Here is a 15,269-nt window from a genome sequence, read left to right as displayed (position 1 = left end):
GTCGAGGATTCGGCTCAGCCTAAAAGGCTCGACCGGGCCGCGGGGGGCACGGTTTGCTCGACGCTCATGGGGGCCAGGGACACCATCCGCATCGCCGTCCGGCACGTCGTACCGCCCGCCGGCCTGACCCGCGCCCTGGCCGTGCAGGCCATGGTGTACGCCGTCGGCCACGGCCTCTTCCAGGCCGGCAGCGCGGTCTTCTTCACCCGGGCGCTCGGGCTCAGCCCGACCCAGGTCGGACTCGGCCTCTCGCTGGCCGCCGGGGTATCGCTGCTCGGCACGGTCCCGCTCGGCGCGGTCACCGACCGGTACGGCGCGCAGCGGGTGTGGCTGGTCGGCATGCTGGCGGAGGCGGCGCTCTTCGGGGCGTACCCGTTCGTGGGCGGCTTCGCCGGGTTCCTGGCCGTGGTGGTCGCGCTGGCCGTGGTGGACGCGACCACGGGGGTGGCCCGGCAGGTCTACTCGATCAACGTGCTCCCCCCGGAGGACCGGGTGACCGCGCTGGCCTACCAGCGCTCGGCGCTCAATGTCGGCTTCGGGCTGGGCGCGGTGATCAGCGGCGTGGTGCTGGCCGTGGACACGCTGGCCGCGTACCGGGGGATGGTCTGGTTCAACGGGGCGATGCTGCTGGTCACCGCGATCTTCGTGCACCGGCTGCCGCGGGTGCCGGTCGCAGCCGCACCGGCTGACGGGCCCAGTCGCTTCGCCGTGCTGCGCGACCGGCCGTTCATGGCGGTGTCCCTGCTGGCCGGGCTGCTCGGCGCGCACGGAACGCTCTACCTGGTGGTGCTGCCGCTCTGGGTGCTCAGCCACACCGACGCACCGCGCGTCCTGATCGCGGCGCTGGTGCTGCTCAACACGATCCTCGCGGTGCTGCTCCAGGTACGCGCCAGCCGGGGCGCCGACACGGTGGCCGGCGCCGGCCGGGCGCTGCGCGTCGGCGGCCTGTTGATCGCCCTGTTCTGCCTGGTCCTGCCGATCTCGGCGGTGACCGGTGGGGTGCTGACGATCGTGGTGCTGGTGGTGGCGGCGGTGGTGCTCACCCTCGCCGAGCTGGTCCAGTCGGCGGGTGCCTGGGGGATCACCAGCACCCTTCCGCCGGCCGCGCACCGGGGCGCCTACGTCGGCGCGTTCCGGCTCGGCGGGCAGCTCCAGTACCTGGCCGGCCCGGCCGGGCTGACCGCGCTCGGGGTCACCACCGGCGGCTGGGGCTGGTTCCCGATGGCCGCGCTCTTCGCCGGCGCCGCGGTCGCGGCGGTGCCACTGGTCGGCTGGGCGGCCCGCCGCCCCCGTCTCGGCGAGACCGCGCCGGTCGGGCCGGGCGCCCGGGCGGTGAGTGGACCAGAGGCCGACACGCCCACCCAGGTACCGGGTTGATCAGGGGCCGGGCAGCGCGCCTGGGGTCGTCGAGCGATCCTGGATCCGTCCCCGAGCCCGGGCGCGGACGCTGTCCCGTGGCACGGCGGTGGCTGGGATCCACGTCTCACATGACGGACCCACCTACCACCGGGCCTTGTGATCACGTAGGGTCACCTTGTCATGTGGCAGGCGCACCTTCTCCTTGGCTGCCGCGACGAGGCCTGACCGGCCGGCACCTCGTCGCGGAGTTGAACCGCGCCGTCCAGCACATCCGAACTTTCTCTCGGCACCGCCCGGCAACGTCGCCCGGCATCTCGCCGACACCTTCCGATCTGCTGACGCCACATGCCCCAGGGAGCACTCTGAGATGGCTGAAACCGCCACCGAAGCTGAGACCGACCCGATCGCCCGGCAGCGCCCCAGCCGGATGCCGTTCCACCGTTACCTGCCGTACCACCAGCAGTTCCGCCTCGACCTGCCGGACCGCACCTGGCCGACCCGCCGGGTCGAGGCCGCGCCGCGCTGGTGCGCGGTGGACCTCCGCGACGGCAACCAGGCGCTGATCGACCCGATGTCGCCGGAGCGCAAGCGCCGGATGTTCCAGCTGCTCGTGCAGATGGGTTACAAGGAGATCGAGGTCGGCTTCCCCTCGGCCAGCCAGACCGACTACGACTTCGTCCGGCAGCTGATCGAGCAGGACCTGATCCCGGAGGACGTCACCATCCAGGTGCTCACCCAGTGCCGGGAGCACCTGATCGACCGGACCTTCGAGTCGCTGCGCGGCGCCCGCCGGGCCATCGTGCACTTCTACAACTCCACCTCGACGCTGCAGCGGCGGGTGGTCTTCGGCCTGGACCGGGACGGCATCACCGACATCGCCACCACCGGCGCCCGGCTCTGCCAGAAGTACGCGGAGATCCACACCCCGGACACCGATATCCACTACGAGTACTCGCCGGAGTCGTACACCGGCACCGAGCTGGAGTACGCGCTGGAGGTCTGCGCCAAGGTCATCGAGGTGGTCGACCCGACCCCGGACCGGAAGCTGATCGTCAACCTGCCGGCCACCGTCGAGATGGCCATGCCGAACGTGTACGCCGACTCGATCGAGTGGATGCACCGGCATCTGCCCCGGCGGGACAGCCTGGTGCTGAGCCTGCACCCGCACAACGACCGGGGCACCGGCGTGGCCGCCGCGGAGCTGGGCCTGCTGGCCGGCGCGGACCGGATCGAGGGCTGCCTGTTCGGCAACGGCGAGCGCACCGGCAACGTCGACCTGGTGACGCTCGGGTTGAACCTGTTCTCGCAGGGCATCGACCCGATGATCGACTTCTCGAACATCGACGAGGTCAAGCGGGCGGTTGAATACTGCAACCAGCTGCCCGTGCACGAGCGGCACCCGTACGCCGGCGACCTGGTCTACACCGCCTTCTCCGGTTCGCACCAGGACGCGATTAAGAAGGGCTTCGACGCGCTGCACGCCGACGCCGCCGCGGCCGGCGTGCCCGTCGACGGGTTCACCTGGGCCGTGCCCTACCTGCCGATCGACCCGAAGGACCTGGGCCGCACCTACGAGGCGGTGATCCGGGTCAACTCGCAGTCCGGCAAGGGCGGCGTCGCGTACATCATGAAGAGCGAGCACCAGCTGGACCTGCCGCGCCGCCTCCAGATCGAGTTCTCCGGCGTGGTCCAGCAGGTCACCGACCACGACGGCGGTGAGGTCGAGCCGGCCACCATGTGGGAGATCTTCGCCCGTAACTACCTGGTCGACCACCAGGTCGACCCGGCGGTCACCCTGACCAGCTACGCCATCGGCACCGCCGACGGCAAGGTCGAGATCGAGGCCCAGGTCGGCTTCGGCGGCGAGGTCCGCCCGCTCACCGCGGTCGGCAATGGCCCGATCGACGCGTACGTCAACGCGCTGCAGTCCCTGGGCGTGGCGGTGCGCGTGCTCGACTACCACGAGCACGCCCTCTCCTCGGGTGGGGACGCGCAGGCCGCCGCGTACGTGGAGTGCGAGGTGGACGGGCGCACGGTCTGGGGCGTCGGGGTGGACCCGAACATCGTGACCGCCTCGGTGAAGGCGGTCACCAGCGCGGTCAACCGCGCCCGCAACTGAGTGGCGCGAAGGGTCCCCGGTTGGTGCCTCGGGCACCAGCGGGGACCCTTCCCGCACGCCGGCCCGACCGGCCGTTGACAGCCCCTTCCGCCACTGAAGACGTCGAGAAACGGTCCGTCCTTACCGCTTGTCGGGCGGGGTGGAAGCGGGCAGCGACGGGCACGGCTGGCCGCCGGGCGCCTTCCTGGGCGGCCGGTGGATCAGCATCCCGGCCATCGCGGCGCCGACCACCAGCAGGCCGGCACACCAGAACATCGCCGCCCGGAAGGCCCCGGTCAGCGCCGCCTTCTGCTCGTAGCCGGTGCCCGAGAGTCCGACCAACAGGGGCAGTGCGGCCACCGCCAGCAGGTTTCCCGCCCGGGAGGCGGCGTTGCTGAGCCCGCTCGCCACCCCGGCGAACCGGTCGGCCACCGAGGCCAGCACCGAGGCGGTGAGCGGGGCCACCACCAGGGTCAGCCCCGCCCCGAACAGGCCGACCCCGGGCAGCACATCGGTCCAGTACGACGCGCCCGGGCCGACCCGGCGCAACAGCAGCAGGCCGACCGCCGCCACCAACGGGCCGACGGTGAGCGGCAGCCGGGGACCGATCCGGGCGGAGAGCGCGCCGGCCCGGGGCGAGCCCACCAGCAGCAGCAGCGTCATCGGCACGGTGGCCAGGCCGGTGAGCAGCGCCGACCACCCGACGACGTTTTGCAGATACACGGCGAGGAAGAACGTGAAACCGCCGAGAGCCGCGTAGACCACCACGGTGAAGACGTTCAGCACCGAGAAGAGCCGGCTGGAGAAGAGGCCGGTGGGGAGCATCGCACTGTCCCCGCGCCGTCGTTCGACCAGCACAAAGAGCACCGCCGCGACCACCCCGACCAGCGCCGCCGCGACCACCGCCGGCGAGCCGGCGCCGCGCGCCGGGGCATCGATCAGGGCGTACGTGACCCCGCCCAGGGCGAGCGCGCCGAGCAACGCGCCGGTCATGTCGAACCGCCGCCCGCCGCCGGTACGCGAGGCGGTCTCGTCCCGGCTCTCCGGCACCCAGCGCAGCGCGGCGAGCACGACACCGACCGCCAGCGGCAGGTTGATGAAGAAGATCCACCGCCAGGAGAGCGCATCGATCAGCCAGCCGCCGAGCAGCGGGCCGAGCGTGGTGGAGACCCCGGAGAGCCCGGACCAGATGCCGATCGCCCGGCCCCGATCGTCCGCGTGGAAGCTGGCCTGGAGCACGGAGAGCGAGCCCGGGGTCAGCAGCGCCCCGCCCGCGCCCTGGAGGACCCGGGCCACGATCAGCCAGCCAGTCCCCTGGGCCAGGCCGCAGAGCACGGAGGCCGCGGCGAACCACGCCACCCCGAGCAGGAACAGCCGCCGGCGGCCGAACCGATCGCCGAGCGCACCGCCGAGCAGGACGAACGAGGCCAGCATCAGCAGATAGCCGTTGACGGTCCACTGCAGATCGGCGACGGTCGCGTGCAGCGCGGAGCCGAGGTGGGGCAGCGCCACATTGACCACCGTGCTGTCCAGAAAGACCATGCCGGAGGCCAGGATCGTGGCGAACAGGGTGCCCCGCCCGGCGGCGTTGCTGGTCCGGAGCGCGGGAGCAGGTGCCGTCATGGGTATCCACTCTGCCCGGCACCCCCACGCGACGCCACGAATCACAGAAACCGGGGCCGGGGTACTGTGCGGACTCGCCGGGAGCCCGCAAGCTGGAGAGGTGTCGTCTGTGCGTAGGAGAGCATTGGTCCGTACCGGGTTGGCGGCCGCGCTCGCCGCGGCGCTCGCCCTCGTCTCGGCCGGTTGCGTGCCGGTCGTCGACGAGCCGGACGCGGCGCCGAGCGGCGCCGGCAACGCCATCCAGCAGCTCGACGAGCTGACCGTCGCCGCCGCCGGCTCGATGAAGGGCTACAGCCGGACCCGTTTCCCGCATTGGCGGGGCACCGGCAAGAACTGCGACGTGCGGGACAGCGTGCTGCAACGGGACGGGGCGAGCATCAAGCTCTCCGGGTGCAACGTGGTCGGCGGCCACTGGGAGAGCCGGTACGACGGACTGGTCCTGACCGACCCGGCCGACGTGGACATCGACCACGTGGTGCCGCTGGCCAACGCCTGGCGCTCGGGCGCGGACGAGTGGGACGACTCGAAGCGCGGCGACTTCGCCAACGACCTGACGCGGCCGCAGCTCGTGGCGGTTTCCGCGCGCTCCAACCGGGCAAAGGGTGATCAGGACCCGTCCCAATGGAAGCCGGCGAACCGGTCGTACTGGTGCCAATACGCTGCGGACTGGGTGACGGTCAAGCACTACTGGCGGCTGACGGTGACCAGTGCCGAGAAGGCCACCCTCACCGACATGTTGGAGGGCTGCAAATGAGCGAGCGTGAGGCGGACGCCACCGGCGCGGACGCGGCGGCCGGCGGGACGCCGACGGGGCCGGCCACGGCCGGGATGTCCGCGGACGGCACTCCGCCCGCCCCCGCCGACGTGTCCGGGGCGGGCATGTCCGCGGACGCCCTTTCGGGAGCGCCCACCGGGGGCGCGCCGGCCGGGCCACAGCAGCGGATCACCGACATCACGGCCGGCCCGGGCGGGGTGATGACGGACGAGGTCGGTGTGGTGACCGGCGAGCTGACCCTGCGTACCGAACTCGCCGGCGGCCAGGTCACCCTGTCCGTGCAGTACAAGGACGCCGACGAGTGGTACGCGGTGACCGGCGGCCGGGCACCGCTGACCGACCCGGCCGGGCTGGACGCCGTGCACACCATCGCGGTGGCCCTGCTCAACCGGCCCGAGGGCTGACCCGATCTCGTCGTGGCTGCGAGCTGGCTGGTCGGGGCGGGTGCGGGTGCGGCCGGCCGGCGTACGCGACAAATGGATTGCGTGTTCGCGCCAACTCCACGAACATCGTTCGCGTGGTGAGCCCAAGTACCGCCCAACCCGCTGGAGCATGGTGTACGCCCTGGTCAGCGCCGAGTGCATGTTGTCGCCTCGGCGAAGGCTCCTGCCGCTGACCCATCTCCACTACCGGCGTTCACCGGCAGTGAGTCTCCCCGCGAGGCCGAGCATCATCGCTCGGCGCGTTTCCTGACCCGTTCGGAAGCTCTCGCCAGGAGATACCACTTGTCCTCCGATAAGAACGGCTCCCCGCTCCCTGCCGTTTTCAGCTGCATGCGGTGCGGGATCAGCGTTTCCACGAACACCCCTTCGAGCCGCATCCGAAACCACTGCCCCAACTGCCTGACCAGCAGACACACCACGATGCGCGAACCGCGCGGGACCGACGATAGGTGCGGCGCCCGCATGCGACCGATCTCGGTCGCGGTCCTGCTTGGTGGCGACTGGACGCTCATCCACCGCTGCACCGGCTGCTCCGAGCTCGCCGATGACCACATCGAACCGGATGACAACCAGTTGCTCCTCATCCGCCTCGCGGTCCGGCCACTCGCCCAGCCACCGTTCCCGCTGGAGCATCTCGGCGCCCTCTGGGCGGCGGGTTGATCAGGGGTTCCGCCATGCCACGCCGGAACCATCAGCGACCGGGGCGGCGACAGCCGCACGGCCGAGCGCAACGCCAGAAACGGATGCACGGCAGGAACCGCGACGAGTACGGCGAGTCGTTTCGGTGCCTGCACTGTCGCCTCGACGTGTCGATGTCCGCCCCGGGCACGGCACACCGTAATCACTGCCCGAACTGTCTGAGCAGCAAGCACGTCGACCGGTCCTGCCCCGGCGACCGCGCCTCGACCTGCCGTGCCCGGATGGAACCCATCTCGATCGCCGTTCGCGGCGACGGCGAGTGGGTAATCATCCACCGCTGCGTCGGCTGCGGCGACCTTGGCTCGAACCGGGCCGCTGGGGACGACAACGCACTGGCGCTGACCAGGCTGGCCGTCACGGCGATCCGCCATCTCGGGTCGCCGTTGCGGATCCAGTTGGCCGTACCCCCCGAATGACGCGATCGGCGGGTGGGCCCGGACGTCCAGTCCGGGCCCACCCGCCGGTTCGCAATGTGGCCGGTGGCCGACCCGGTGGGCGCCCCGTCCGGGCCGGATGACAAGTTGTCAGAGTGTGGGGATCAGCTCGCCGGGGTCGCCCGGCGCCGCGCCCTCGTCCGGCCGGACCAGCTCCGGCTCCACCTCGTGCGGCCGGATCCGGCCGGCGGCGATGTCCTCGGCGTAGTGGCAGGCCACCCGGTGTCCGCTGAGCACCTCGCGCAGCGCCGGCCGCTCCTCGGCGCAGCGGGTCGGCTGGGCCCACGGGCAGCGGGTGTGGAACCGGCAGCCGGCCGGCGGGTTCGTCGGCGAGGGCAGGTCACCGGCGAGCAGGATCCGCTCCCGGCGGTCCTCCACCACCGGGTCCGGCACCGGCACCGCCGACATCAGCGCCTTGGTGTACGGGTGCATCGGCTCGCGGTAGAGGTCGTCGCTGGACGCCTCCTCCACCAGGCCACCGAGGTACATCACCCCCACCGTGTCGGCGATGTGCCGGACCACCGCCAGGTCGTGGGCGATGATCAGGTACGTCAGGCCACGCTCGTTCTGCAGGTCCTCCAGCAGGTTGAGCACCTGGGCCTGGATCGACACGTCCAGCGCCGACACCGGCTCGTCGGCGACGATCAGGTCGGGGTCGAGCACCAGCGCCCGGGCGATGCCGATCCGCTGCCGCTGGCCGCCGGAGAACTCGTGCGGGTACTTGCTCAGTGCGGAGGCGGGCAGGCCGACCGCGGCCAGCGCCTCCCGGAGCTTCTTGGTGGTGGCGGCCTTGTCGCCGGCCAGGCCGTGCGCCTTGAGCCCCTCGACCAGCAGCGACTCCACCGACTGGCGGGGGTCGAGGCTGGACAGCGGGTCCTGGAAGATCATCTGCATCCGGCGGCGGGCCCGGCGCATCGACTCGCCCTTGAGCGAGCGGATGTCGGTGCCGTCGAAGACGATCTCGCCGGCGGTGGGCTCGACCAGCCGCAGCAGGCCCCGCCCGAGGGTGGACTTGCCACATCCCGACTCGCCCACCAGGCCGTACGTCTCACCCTTGTTGATCGACAGCGAGACGCCGTCGACGGCGTACACGTAGCCGACGGTGCGGTCGATGAACACGCCGCTCTTGATCGGGAAGTGGACCTTGACGTCGCGCAGTTCGACCAGTGGTCCGGTCCGCTCGGTCACGGCACCGCCACCTCCTCGGAAACGGGGTTGTTGCAGCGCAGGTCGCCGCCGGTGGCGGTGGATTCGAGCGGAGGCGTGCCCTCCAGGCAGGCGTCCACCACGTTGTTGCAGCGGGGGGCGAAGGCGCACCCCTCGGCCCACGGGATGTTGTCGGCGACGGAGCCGCGGATGGCGTGCAGGGGCTCACCCCGGGGCGAGTCCAGCCGCGGCACCGAGTTGAGCAGCCCGTGCGTGTACGGGTGCCGCGGCCGGGCGAACAGCTCGTGCCGGGCGGCCCGCTCGACCACCTTGCCGCCGTAGAGCACGTTGACCGTGTCGCAGAGGCCGGCCACCACGCCCAGGTCGTGCGTGATCATGATGAGCGCGGTGCCGGTCTCGTCGACGAGCTGCTTGAGCAGGGTGAGGATCTGCGCCTGGATGGTCACGTCCAGCGCGGTGGTCGGCTCGTCGGCGATCAGCAGCCGCGGCTTGCAGGCCAGCGCGATGGCGATCAGGGCGCGCTGCCGCATGCCGCCGGAGATCTGGTGCGGATATTCCTTGAGCCGCCGGTTCGGGTCGGGGATGCCGACCGCGTCGAGCAGCTCCCGGGCCTCCTTCAGCGCCGCCTTGCGGTCCATGCCGCGGTGCCGCTCCAGCACCTCGGCGACCTGGACGCCGATCGGCACGACCGGGTTCAGCGAGGAGAGCGGGTCCTGGAAGATCATGCCGATGTCCCGGCCGCGCCGGTCCCGCATGTCGTTCGGGCGGAGCTGGAGCAGGTCGGTGCCGTCGAAGAGCACCCCGCCGGTGACCTTGTTGCCGCGCCGGGGCAGCAGGCCCATGATCGCCAGGCTGGTCACGCTCTTGCCGCAGCCGGACTCGCCGACCAGGCCCACGGTCTGCCCGGGCTCCACGCTGAAGCTGACCTTGTCGACCGCGGTGAACGACTGCTCACCGCGACGCTGGAACACCACGCTCAGATCGCGTACGTCGAGCAGGCTCATCGGGTCACTTCCTCTCGCCGATCGGCGGCGGTCGTGCTGGTCCCACGCATCGCCGTCACCGCCGGTTCTTCGGGTCGATCGCATCGCGCATGCCCTCACCCAGCAGGGTGAAGCCGAGCGCGACCACGATGATCGCCAACGCCGGGTAGTAGGCCAGCTCGGGCCGTACCTCGAAGTAGCGGACGCCGTCCACACCGAGCATCAGGCCCCACTCGGCCCGGTTGATGTCCGGGTCGCCGAGCCCGAGGAAGGAGAGCGACGCGGCCTCCAGGATCGCGGTGGAGAGGGTCAGCGTGGCCTGCACGATCACCGCGGTCATCGCGTTGGGCAGCATGTGCCGGAGCACGATGGACCGTTGCTTCACGCCGAGCGCCCGGGCGGCCAGCACGTGGTCGCTCTCCCGCTGGGCCAGCATCGAGCCGCGCAGCAGCCGGGCGAAGATCGGCACGTTGACGATGGCCACCGCGAGGATCACCGTCCACTGGCTCGACCGGCTGGCCATGGCGACCAGGCTGATCGCCAGCAGCAGAGCCGGCAGGGCCAGCATCACGTCGGTGAGCCGCATCAGGATGTTGTCGACCCAGCCGCCGAAGGCGCCGGCGACGGCGCCGATCAGCGCCCCGAGCGCCAGCCCGATCAGCGTGGCGAACACGCCGACGAAGAGGGTCTGCCGGCTGCCGTAGATCAGGCGGGACAGGAAGTCCCGGCCGAGCGGATCCGACCCGAGGGGAAAATCGCTGCTGGCCCCGGGAATGCTGTCGACGGTGAGGTTCTTGGTGAGCTCGTCGAAACGCTGCGCCGGGTCGTGCGGCGCGAGCAGCGGCGCGAAGATCGCCACCAGGACGAACACCGCGACGATGGCCGCGCCGAACATGGCGACCGGGTTGCGCCGCAGCCGGCGGAAGGCGTCCCGGACGAGGCTCACGCCACCCTTGTCGGCGCTGGCGCGAGCCAGCTCGTCCAGCCGCGCCTTCTTCCGGTCGCCGAGCCGGCCGATGCCGCGCTCGGTCGCGCTCGCCGGCCGTTCGCTGGTGCCGGTTGGGTCGGCGCCGTCGCGGGGGGCGGCCACCCCGGGCCGGGTGATCGGGTCGCTCATCGCACACGCACCCTCGGGTCGATGACGGCGTAGGAGAGGTCGACGAGGAGGTTGACCACCACGAAGACCAGCGCGGCCAGCAGGATCAGCGCCTGCAGCACGGGGTAGTCGCGGCCGCCGCTGATCGAGTCGGTGATCAACGTGCCCAGGCCGCCCCAGTTGTAGACCTTCTCGGTGAGCACCGCGCCGGAGAGCAGCGCCCCGGTCTGCAGGCCGATGGTGGTGACCACGGGCAGCAGGGCGTTGCGCAGGACGTGCCGGCCCCGGATGGTCTTGTGCCGCAGGCCCTTCGCCTCCGCGGTGCGGACGTAGTCCTCGTTGAGCACGTCCAGCACGCTGGCCCGGGTCATTCGGACGATCACCGCCAGCGGGATGGTGGCCAGGGTGAACGCGGGCAGAATCAGGTGCCACAGCGCGTCGGCGGTGACGTCGAACTCCCGGGTGAGCAGGCTGTCGAGGAGGAAGAACCCGGTGATGTTGGTGTTGTCCACGCCGGTGCTGATCCGCCCAGAGGGCGGGAACCAGTGGATGTTCTGGGTGAAGACGTCCTTGAGCAGGTAGCCCAGGAAGAAGATCGGGATCGAGATGCCGAGCAGGGTGCCGGCGATGCTCAGGTTGTCCAGCAGCCGGCCCCGGAAGCGGGCGGCGAGGTAACCGAGCGGTACGCCCAACCCGATCGCGATGATCATGGCGGCCAGGGCCAGCTCGATGGTGGCCGGGAAGGCCCGCCCCATCACCTCCGTGACCGCGTCGCCGGTCCGGATCGAGTTGCCGAAGTCGCCGGTCAGCACCCGCTGCATGAACTTGGCGTACTGCACCATGATCGGCTGGTCATAGCCGAGCGCCTTGGTCAGCAGGGCGCGCGTCTCGGGGGTGGCCCGCTCGCCGAGCAGCGCGTCGACCGGACCGCCGGGCAGGTTCCGCAGCCAGATGAAGATGAGCGCCGACAGCGCTATCAGGGTCACCACCAGCTGGAGCAGGCGGCGGACTATGACTCGCAACATCTCTCACACCAGATTCTCGATAACAGCGGGTCGGCCCGGGCCGGGGAAGCCCGGCCCGGGCCGATTCCGCGTACGGCGTCAGTGGCGGTGTCAGCCGACGCTGACGCTGTTGAACCGCTCGTCGGTCAACGGGCTGGCCACCATGCCCTTGACATCCTTGGTGACCACGATGGCCGGCGGGGCGTGCCAGACCGGCACGGCCGGCAGCCACTTGGCGGCGATGTCCCGGTTGACCTGCTCCCAGGCGGCCTTCTTGCCGGCCTCGTCGACCGTGCCGTCGGCCTTGGTGATGGCGTCAAACATCTCGGTCATCGCCTGGTCGCCGAACTCGATCTTGCCGCGGCCGAAGAAGGTCCCGACGAAGTTGCCCGGGTCGTTGTAGTCACCGGTCCAGCCGAGGATGTGCAGGTCCTGCTTGCCGAAGGTCTGCACGTCGTCCTTGAAGCCACCGTTCCACGGGCGCGGCACACCGTTGACCTTGATGCCGACGGCCTGCAGGTCGTTGGCGAGGACGGTGAAGATCTCCTGCGGGTTCGGCATGTACGGCCGGGAGACGTCGGTCGGGTAGAAGAAGTTGAGCGTCAGACCCTCGGCGCCCGCCTCCTTGAGGAGCTGCTTGGCCTTGTCCGGGTTGTAGTCGTACTTCTGCACGTCCGGCGCGTAGCCGAGCACGGTGTCCGGCATGAACTCGTCGGCGACCTTGGTGCCACCCGGGCCCTTGGTCTGGACGAGCTGCTGACGGTTGAGGGCGTAGGCGATCGCCTGACGCACCCGCAGGTCCTTCAGCTTCGGGTTCTTCTGGTTGATGCCCAGGTAGAGGATGTTGAACGCCGGGCGGTTGATGACGTTGAAGCCCTCACCCTCCAGCGCCTTGCGGTCGGCCGGGGCCGGGAAGTCGATGCCCTGGACGGTGCCGGCCCGCAGCTCCTGCTTGCGGGTGTTCTCATCCTTGATGACCTTGATGATCAGCTTGTCGACCTTGGCCTTGTCGCCGAAGTAGTCGGCGTTCCGGTTCAGGGTGATCTCGCCCTTGGCCTTGTCCCAGCCGCCGAAGGTGAACGGGCCGGTGCCGACCGGGTGCTCGTTGGCGAAGGCGCCGTACTCGAAGGAGTCGCCGTTCTGCTTGACCGTGTCGGCGTCGTACTTCTTCAGCGCGTCCGGGCTGGCGATCGACAGCGAGGTCAGCGCGAAGGCGCCGGGGAAAGCGCCCTTGTACTGGTTGAGGGTGAGGACGGCGGTGTTGTCGTCCTTGGCCTCGCACTTGTTGTAGAGCGCCTTGCCGGCACCCTCAACCTCGTTGTTGGCGAAACCGCCGAAGACGTCCATGTAGTAGATCATGTTCGCCTGGGCCGCGGCGCCCTTCATGTTGTACCAGCGGTCGAAGTTGAAGCAGACCGCCGCGGCGTTGAACGCGGTGCCGTCGTGGAACTTCACGCCCTTGCGGAGGTTGAAGGTCCAGACCTTACCCTCGGCGTCGTGCTCCCAGCTCTCCGCCAGGCCGCCCACCAGGTCCGCCGTGCCCGGCTTGTGCGTGACCAGGGTGTCGAACATCTGCCGGATGGGGCGGAAGGACTCGCCGTCGTCGTTGAAGATCGGGTCGAAGTTCTTCGGGTCACCGGCACCCGCGAACACGAAGGTGCCGCCGGTCTTGGCCCCACCGCTCTCACCGTCGCGCTCGCTCTTGGCGCAGCCGGACGCCCCGACCGCCAGAGCGGCTGCGGCCGCGAGGGCCACGGCCGCTTTACGCCTGCTCGCCTGCATCTCTCACCTCTGTCATGCGCCTGTCCACGCCGAAGTTGTGGCTCAGTCCGTGTGCGGGAGGCTATGACACGACACACAGAAGCGGAACGCCCGTTAGGCAATCTCTATCAAGCCGACACCAAGCCGCCGGTCTGACAGGGACCTATCTCGCGACAAACAGGACTGTCACAGCCGTGAGCAGATGGCGGGATCGGGCGTATCCCCGCAAATCGCCCTGGTCGGCCGGCAGTGCGTCGAACGGCACTCATCCCACATTCCGGTTACGGCACCATCGGTGCCGTAACGCGGGTGAGGGCCCGAGTAGGGCGGGGCCGGAGGCGTGGCGCCGGCCGGGCAAGCGGCCCGCCGCCACCACCTCCGTGCCCGGAGCAGGCGCTCAGATCGCCCGACGCCCCTCGAACGCCCGGCCGAGGGTGATCTCGTCGGCGTACTCCAGGTCGCCACCGACCGGCAGGCCGCTCGCCAGCCGGGTCACCGCGATGCCCATCGGCTTGACCATCAGCGCCAGGTACGTCGCGGTCGCCTCGCCCTCGGTGTTCGGGTCGGTGGCGAGGATCAGCTCGCGGACCCCGCCCCCGCCCAGCCGGGTCATCAGCTCGCGGATCCGCAGGTTGTCCGGGCCGATCCCCTCCAGCGGGTTGATCGCCCCGCCCAGCACGTGGTAGCGGCCCCGGAACTCGCCGGTCCGCTCGATCGCCACCACGTCCTTCGGCTCCTCCACCACGCAGAGCACCTCGTCGGTACGCCGCGGGTCCCGGCAGATCCGGCACTGCTCCGACTCGGCCACGTTGAAGCAGGTGGTGCAGAACCGCACCAGGTCCTTGACCTTGCGCAGCGCACCGGCCAGCCGGTTCACGTCGGCCGGATCCGCCGACAGGACGTGGAACGCGATCCGCTGGGCGCTCTTCGGGCCCACGCCCGGCAGCCGGCCCAGCTCGTCGATCAGGTCCTGGATGGCACCCTCGTACATCTGCCGGCTCAGAACCCGGGCAGGCCGAGGCCGCCCATCCCGCCCGCGACCGGGCCCATCTTCTGCTCGGTCAGCTCCCGGGCCGCCTCGGCGGCGTTGTGCACCGCGGCGACGACCAGGTCCTCCAGCGTCTCCACGTCCTCCGGGTCGACCGCCTTGGGATCAATCTTGATCGCCTTCAGCTCACCGGTGCCGGCGACGGTGGCGGTGACCAGGCCACCGCCCGCGGTGCCGGTCAGCTCCGCCTCGGCCAGCTCGGCCTGAGCCTTGGCGATCTGCTGCTGCATCTTCTGCGCCTGCTTCAGCATCTGCTGCATGTTCGGCTGTCCACCTGGGCGCACGGATGGCTCCTTCTCGCACTCGACTGTTCGGCCGCGCCCAGCCTAGTCGGGCGGCGGCACTGCTCCTCGGCGGTCGACCCGCGCTCAGCGCGCGTCCACCTCGTCGATCTTCTCGGCGCCGAACGCCTCCCGGAGCAGCTGCACCGCCTGCTCCTCGCTGGACTGCCGGGCGGTCCGCTCGTCGATCACGTCGTCCAGCGGCTCGTCGCCGGGATCGAAGCCCTCATAGACGGGGGCGGCGGTCGATGCGCGTACACCCGCCGGCCCGTCGTAGTCCGGGTCGTAGGGCGGCTCCCCCGCCCAGTCGGCGTCCGCGGTCTTCGGGGCCGCCTGTGCCGCACGCGGTCCCTTCCCCGGCCCACCCGCCGCCGCGGCCGCCGCGGCCGCCCGGGCCGCTGCGATCGCGCTGCTCGCCGGCGCGCCGCCGGCCGCACCCGCCGTGGGCTGCGGCGGCGTTGGCGGACCGGCCGGCCTGGGTACGGCGGGAGCCGCCGG

Annotated in this window: 14 protein-coding genes and 1 pseudogene; 6 read left to right on the top strand and 9 right to left on the bottom strand. The window is 70.9% G+C overall.

The window, feature by feature from the left end; translation table 11 throughout:
* Positions 1-66: 66 nt before the first annotated feature.
* The gene (locus A6A27_RS28135) at positions 67-1,377 is read left to right on the top strand and encodes an MFS transporter (protein ID WP_073837658.1); all 1,311 of its coding nucleotides are present in this window, start codon (positions 67-69) and stop codon (positions 1,375-1,377) included.
* Positions 1,378-1,726: 349 nt separating this feature from the next.
* Positions 1,727-3,478, top strand: a complete 1,752-nt coding sequence (gene leuA, locus A6A27_RS28130) for a 2-isopropylmalate synthase (protein WP_073837657.1) — start codon at positions 1,727-1,729, stop codon at positions 3,476-3,478.
* 120 nt (positions 3,479-3,598) lie between these two features.
* Here leuA and A6A27_RS28125 read toward each other — a convergent pair whose 3' ends face one another.
* Positions 3,599-5,080: an MFS transporter gene (locus tag A6A27_RS28125; protein WP_073837656.1), complete on the bottom strand. Its 1,482-nt coding sequence runs from the start codon at positions 5,078-5,080 to the stop codon at positions 3,599-3,601.
* Positions 5,081-5,189: 109 nt separating this feature from the next.
* On the opposite strand from A6A27_RS28125, the gene A6A27_RS28120 reads away from it, so the two are divergent.
* The 4 genes from A6A27_RS28120 to A6A27_RS28105 all read left to right on the top strand — a co-directional run bounded on the left by A6A27_RS28120 (position 5,190) and on the right by A6A27_RS28105 (position 7,413).
* Positions 5,190-5,834: an HNH endonuclease family protein gene (locus A6A27_RS28120; RefSeq protein WP_073837655.1), complete on the top strand. Its 645-nt coding sequence runs from the start codon at positions 5,190-5,192 to the stop codon at positions 5,832-5,834.
* On the top strand, positions 5,831-6,259 hold the full coding sequence (locus A6A27_RS28115; protein WP_073837654.1) for a hypothetical protein: 429 nt from the start codon (positions 5,831-5,833) through the stop codon (positions 6,257-6,259). Before A6A27_RS28120 ends, A6A27_RS28115 begins: the two co-directional genes overlap by 4 nt.
* Before the next feature lie 369 nt (positions 6,260-6,628).
* Entirely contained in the window at positions 6,629-6,958 is a 330-nt protein-coding gene (locus A6A27_RS28110; protein WP_083672939.1) for an RNHCP domain-containing protein, read from the top strand.
* A 14-nt stretch (positions 6,959-6,972) separates the two neighbouring features.
* Positions 6,973-7,413 (top strand): RNHCP domain-containing protein, encoded by a 441-nt coding sequence (locus tag A6A27_RS28105; protein WP_073837652.1) that lies wholly within the window; start codon positions 6,973-6,975, stop codon positions 7,411-7,413.
* A gap of 108 nt (positions 7,414-7,521) precedes the next feature.
* Here the strand turns inward: A6A27_RS28105 and A6A27_RS28100 are convergent, their stop codons facing one another.
* The 8 genes and pseudogenes from A6A27_RS28100 to A6A27_RS28065 all read right to left on the bottom strand — a co-directional run.
* Entirely contained in the window at positions 7,522-8,619 is a 1,098-nt protein-coding gene (locus tag A6A27_RS28100; protein ID WP_073837651.1) for an ABC transporter ATP-binding protein, read from the bottom strand.
* Positions 8,616-9,602 (bottom strand): ABC transporter ATP-binding protein, encoded by a 987-nt coding sequence (locus tag A6A27_RS28095; RefSeq protein ID WP_073837650.1) that lies wholly within the window; start codon positions 9,600-9,602, stop codon positions 8,616-8,618. Before A6A27_RS28095 ends, A6A27_RS28100 begins: the two co-directional genes overlap by 4 nt.
* A gap of 55 nt (positions 9,603-9,657) precedes the next feature.
* A complete protein-coding gene (locus tag A6A27_RS28090) occupies positions 9,658-10,698 on the bottom strand; it encodes an ABC transporter permease (protein WP_083672938.1) in 1,041 nt (346 codons plus the stop codon).
* The gene (locus A6A27_RS28085) at positions 10,695-11,702 is read right to left on the bottom strand and encodes an ABC transporter permease (protein ID WP_073837649.1); all 1,008 of its coding nucleotides are present in this window, start codon (positions 11,700-11,702) and stop codon (positions 10,695-10,697) included. The genes A6A27_RS28090 and A6A27_RS28085 overlap by 4 nt, the downstream gene beginning before the upstream one ends.
* Positions 11,703-11,792: 90 nt before the next feature.
* A complete protein-coding gene (locus tag A6A27_RS28080) occupies positions 11,793-13,463 on the bottom strand; it encodes an ABC transporter substrate-binding protein (protein ID WP_073837648.1) in 1,671 nt (556 codons plus the stop codon).
* Between the two features lie 376 nt (positions 13,464-13,839).
* On the bottom strand, positions 13,840-14,433 hold the full coding sequence (recR, locus tag A6A27_RS28075; RefSeq protein ID WP_073837647.1) for a recombination mediator RecR: 594 nt from the start codon (positions 14,431-14,433) through the stop codon (positions 13,840-13,842).
* An 8-nt stretch (positions 14,434-14,441) separates the two neighbouring features.
* On the bottom strand, positions 14,442-14,750 hold the full coding sequence (locus A6A27_RS28070) for a YbaB/EbfC family nucleoid-associated protein (RefSeq protein WP_018786541.1): 309 nt from the start codon (positions 14,748-14,750) through the stop codon (positions 14,442-14,444).
* A 108-nt stretch (positions 14,751-14,858) separates the two neighbouring features.
* A pseudogene (locus A6A27_RS28065) lies at positions 14,859-15,269 on the bottom strand (DNA polymerase III subunit gamma and tau); the annotation flags it as partial.

The sequence above is a fragment of the Micromonospora sp. CB01531 genome (genome assembly GCF_001905095.1).
In the GTDB taxonomy this organism is placed as follows: domain Bacteria; phylum Actinomycetota; class Actinomycetes; order Mycobacteriales; family Micromonosporaceae; genus Micromonospora.
The sequence above is the reverse complement of the archived record's forward strand: the minus strand, read 5'-3'. Positions and strand labels throughout refer to the sequence as shown.

Coding starts and splice junctions, on each gene's coding strand:
- A6A27_RS28135 (WP_073837658.1), top strand. CDS start 67: ATGGGGGCCAGGGACACCATCCGCATCGCCGTCCGGCACGTCGTACCG.
- leuA (WP_073837657.1), top strand. CDS start 1,727: ATGGCTGAAACCGCCACCGAAGCTGAGACCGACCCGATCGCCCGGCAG.
- A6A27_RS28125 (WP_073837656.1), bottom strand. CDS start 5,080: ATGACGGCACCTGCTCCCGCGCTCCGGACCAGCAACGCCGCCGGGCGG.
- A6A27_RS28115 (WP_073837654.1), top strand. CDS start 5,831: ATGAGCGAGCGTGAGGCGGACGCCACCGGCGCGGACGCGGCGGCCGGC.
- A6A27_RS28110 (WP_083672939.1), top strand. CDS start 6,629: ATGCGGTGCGGGATCAGCGTTTCCACGAACACCCCTTCGAGCCGCATC.
- A6A27_RS28105 (WP_073837652.1), top strand. CDS start 6,973: ATGCCACGCCGGAACCATCAGCGACCGGGGCGGCGACAGCCGCACGGC.
- A6A27_RS28095 (WP_073837650.1), bottom strand. CDS start 9,602: ATGAGCCTGCTCGACGTACGCGATCTGAGCGTGGTGTTCCAGCGTCGC.
- A6A27_RS28090 (WP_083672938.1), bottom strand. CDS start 10,698: ATGAGCGACCCGATCACCCGGCCCGGGGTGGCCGCCCCCCGCGACGGC.
- A6A27_RS28085 (WP_073837649.1), bottom strand. CDS start 11,702: ATGTTGCGAGTCATAGTCCGCCGCCTGCTCCAGCTGGTGGTGACCCTG.
- A6A27_RS28080 (WP_073837648.1), bottom strand. CDS start 13,463: ATGCAGGCGAGCAGGCGTAAAGCGGCCGTGGCCCTCGCGGCCGCAGCC.
- recR (WP_073837647.1), bottom strand. CDS start 14,433: ATGTACGAGGGTGCCATCCAGGACCTGATCGACGAGCTGGGCCGGCTG.
- A6A27_RS28070 (WP_018786541.1), bottom strand. CDS start 14,750: ATGCAGCAGATGCTGAAGCAGGCGCAGAAGATGCAGCAGCAGATCGCC.